5 protein-coding genes and 1 pseudogene are annotated in these 2,981 nt (G+C 58.2%); all 6 read right to left on the minus strand.

Annotated features, from left to right (window positions below; genetic code table 11):
• Positions 1 to 298: IS3 family transposase (locus ABWU19_RS14605; RefSeq protein WP_435902372.1), on the minus strand; the 298-nt coding region annotated here is incomplete at its 3' end.
• The gene (locus ABWU19_RS14610) at positions 295 to 552 is read right to left on the minus strand and encodes a transposase (protein ID WP_435902373.1); all 258 of its coding nucleotides are present in this window, start codon (positions 550 to 552) and stop codon (positions 295 to 297) included. The genes ABWU19_RS14605 and ABWU19_RS14610, both read right to left, overlap by 4 nt.
• A 90-nt stretch (positions 553 to 642) precedes the next feature.
• Positions 643 to 1,290 (minus strand): FmdE family protein, encoded by a 648-nt coding sequence (locus ABWU19_RS14615; RefSeq protein WP_435902374.1) that lies wholly within the window; start codon positions 1,288 to 1,290, stop codon positions 643 to 645.
• 104 nt (positions 1,291 to 1,394) lie between these two features.
• A complete protein-coding gene (locus tag ABWU19_RS14620; RefSeq protein ID WP_435902375.1) occupies positions 1,395 to 2,258 on the minus strand; it encodes an ABC transporter permease in 864 nt (287 codons plus the stop codon).
• Positions 2,251 to 2,802, minus strand: coding sequence for an ABC transporter permease (locus ABWU19_RS14625; RefSeq protein ID WP_435902376.1), 552 nt, complete (start codon positions 2,800 to 2,802; stop codon positions 2,251 to 2,253). Before ABWU19_RS14625 ends, ABWU19_RS14620 begins: the two co-directional genes overlap by 8 nt.
• A pseudogene (locus tag ABWU19_RS14630) lies at positions 2,799 to 2,981 on the minus strand (IS630-like element ISAva6 family transposase); the annotation flags it as partial. The gene ABWU19_RS14625 and the pseudogene ABWU19_RS14630, both read right to left, overlap by 4 nt.

Raw genomic sequence — 2,981 nt, forward strand, 5'->3', positions numbered from 1 at the left:
GCAGCTGCCCAAAGCGCTTCATCAGGCGATAGACCGTGCTGGGGCTGGCCGAGATGCCCTCCCGGGCCAACAAGGCCCACACTCGGCGGTAGCCATAGCGGGGATGTTGTTCGGCGTAGGTACTCACCTCCTGGACGATCTGTTGCTGCGCTGGGCAAGAACGGGCCTGGCTACCCTGTTTTCGGCGGTAGTAGGTGGCCTTGGCTATCCCAGCCAGTTTCAAGAAACGATTCACCCCCAATCCCAACTCTCCTCGCCCTTGCTCCATCCGCTCGAAGCTCAGGCTGCCCTCACTCAAAGACCCTTGAGTTTTTTTTGCATCTCCAGCTTCAGCACCGTTTCGGCCAGGGCCTCCTTGAGCTGGCGGTTCTCCATCTCCAGGGCAGTCAACCCCTCATCTTTGCGCCCTGCCAGACCGGCTTTACCTCCTTCCAGAAAGCGTTCCTTCCACTTGTTGAGGCTGTTCTCGGTGGTGCCATACCTGCGGCACAACTCAGCCGCGCTAACCTCACCCCGCAGCAAGCTCAACACGATGGCTACCTTTTCTTCCACGCTGCGTTCCTTTTGGCTTGAGCTTTCCCATACTTCACCTCGGCTTGCCACCATCCTGGGTGGTCTCGCTTTTGTGAAGCACTACACGTACTATAGTGGGTTGGAATTCGTGCGTGAACTGTTTTGCCCCGATTTCCCTGCACAGGGCACGCAAAGGGTTTTATTACCCACAGAGCGAGCCTTGTTCTGGGCTACCATCTCACCGCAGGCTTCACAGCGGGTGTAAAGGGGCGATCCATTGCGGCGTGGCAGAAGGGCTGGGGGCTCGGTGAATTCGTATAGATTTTCCAGCGGCTCACCTAGAATCACCCTGGCTCGTGCATTCTGCAACTCCCAGAAGCGCTTTTTGTCCTCGGGAGTCATGGTACGCTCGCGCATCTTTTGCCACAAGACCTGGTGTTCCTCGCTCATAGGGCCGCCCGCGGTGGGCTTCGAGACGATGCGGATAGTTTTCCCATCGGCACGGCTGGTGAAGGTATAGGCGTTTTTGCCATAGTCGAGGTGCATCAGGGTGCCACGGCCAAAGGTAGTGCCAACCAACACCTGGATGGCGTCCACTGCGCACATGTCGGTTTCTACCTGGGCAGCTACTTCCCATTCCTCGGTACAACGACCAACCTCGCGCAGTGCGATTTCGGCAGCCCGAATGCCCATAGCCAGTCCCGGACACAGATGCCCATGAAAAGCCACCGCTTGCTGCACCATTTCTTCGGTAATTACAGGGGTTTCTCGAACCATTGCTGCCTCCCTTGCACAGATTCTAACCAGTCTAAACCAAGGCAAATGTCATTGGTTTGAATTAACCTGCATTTCAGTCCACAAGCCGGATTTCAATCATCGGCCTAGGCCTTGCCCAGTTGCCGCAACTTGGGATTGCTCAGGCGCTGTAGATGATCTGAGAGTAAGCTCAGGGCAAACAGTGTTAGAGCTAGCGCAGTACCAGGAGCCACTACAAGCCACCAGGCCTGCCGAAGATAAGGTTGCGCATCCTGCAACATGCCACCCCAACTGGGCCGACTCACATCACCTAGACCCAGGAAAGAAAGGCTGGCCTCGAGCAAAATGGCTCCCTCAAGCCTGAAGGGCAGTAGTGCCAGTAGCGCAGGCCAAGCCAATGGAAGCATATGTTTGAAGGCAACCCTGGCCTCACTCATTCCTAGAGCCCTAGCCCCCACCACAAACTCCTCCTCGCGAATAGAAACCAGGCGACTGCGAAGAACCCTAGCCAACCCCGTCCAGCCGGTTAACCCGATTACCAGCGCTACCTGCCAGATACCCGTCCCAATTAGGGTGATGACCAGCAGGGCCAGCAGCAACCCTGGCACAGTATCCACCAGCTCTGCAAGACGCATGAGCAATTCATCTATCCAGCCCCCCAGCGTGCCAGACAACAGCCCTACCATGCCACCCAATACCAGTGCAATCAGTGTAGCCAACCCACCCACCAGCAGCGAAGTTCGTGCTCCGTGTACCAACCGGCTCCACACGTCCCGTCCCAGTTGATCGGTTCCGAGCAGGTATTCTCCACCCGGTGCAGCGAGCGCCGGGCCGCCAGTGCGCCAAGGGTCTTGCTGGGCCAGGAAGCTCGGCAATAGCCCTGCAATTATGAGCGACACAAGCACGATCAGAACAAACACCATCTCGCCGCCCAAACGGCTCTTTTGACTCCCCCGACCCCTCACCACCGTTCCCTGAACCCTATTCATACCGAACCCTCGGGTCAAGCCCCGCAACAGCAATATCTGCGATCAGGTTACCCAGAATGACACCGATCGCGCCTACCAGAATGACCCCGATGACCAATGGATAATCCCGCGCCAAGGTGGACTCCACTGCCAATCGCCCCAGACCTGGCCAGGCGAAAACTATCTCGGTGATGACTGCTCCACCGACCCAATGCCCGCTCGAGAGCCCCAGCAGGGTTATGGGTGCAGGCAGGGCGTTGCGCAGGACGTGTTTGGTATGCACCATCCGCTCGCTCAAGCCTTTGGCCCGGGCAGTGGTCACGAAGTCCTGCCCCATCACTTCTAGGGCCTGTGCCCGGGTAATGCGGGCAATTGCTGCCAGCGGTTGCAGCCCCAGGGTAAGAGCCGGCAAGATCAGGTGGAGGAGCAAGTCCAGGAAGCGTGACAGCCCCTCGGGCGTTCCGCGCACCGAGTGCATCCCGTTGGTGGGTAGCAGCCCCAGGTGGAGTGCAAAGAGCAGAATGAGCAATTGTCCCAGTAATACCAACCTTAGATAGATAGTCATTCTTCAGGAATCCACCCGAACCCCGCCACCCCCCGGATGACCACGGGGTGCTCCTGGAGATAGACACACCGCTCTGCCAGACGCTCTTGCAAAGCCTCCAAGCTGGGGAAACTCTCATAGGCCACCGCTTCCCGCAGCAAAGGCACCACCGGCTCTGCCGGGGAGAGCTCGGGGGTGTA

The sequence above is a fragment of the Meiothermus cerbereus genome, from assembly GCF_051297115.1.
GTDB lineage: Bacteria > Deinococcota > Deinococci > Deinococcales > Thermaceae > Meiothermus > Meiothermus cerbereus_A.

Excerpts from the sequence above, each read along its gene's own strand:
- ABWU19_RS14615 (WP_435902374.1), bottom strand. The coding sequence starts at position 1,290 with ATGGTTCGAGAAACCCCTGTAATTACCGAAGAAATGGTGCAGCAAGCG.
- ABWU19_RS14620 (WP_435902375.1), bottom strand. The coding sequence starts at position 2,258 with ATGAATAGGGTTCAGGGAACGGTGGTGAGGGGTCGGGGGAGTCAAAAG.
- ABWU19_RS14625 (WP_435902376.1), bottom strand. The coding sequence starts at position 2,802 with ATGACTATCTATCTAAGGTTGGTATTACTGGGACAATTGCTCATTCTG.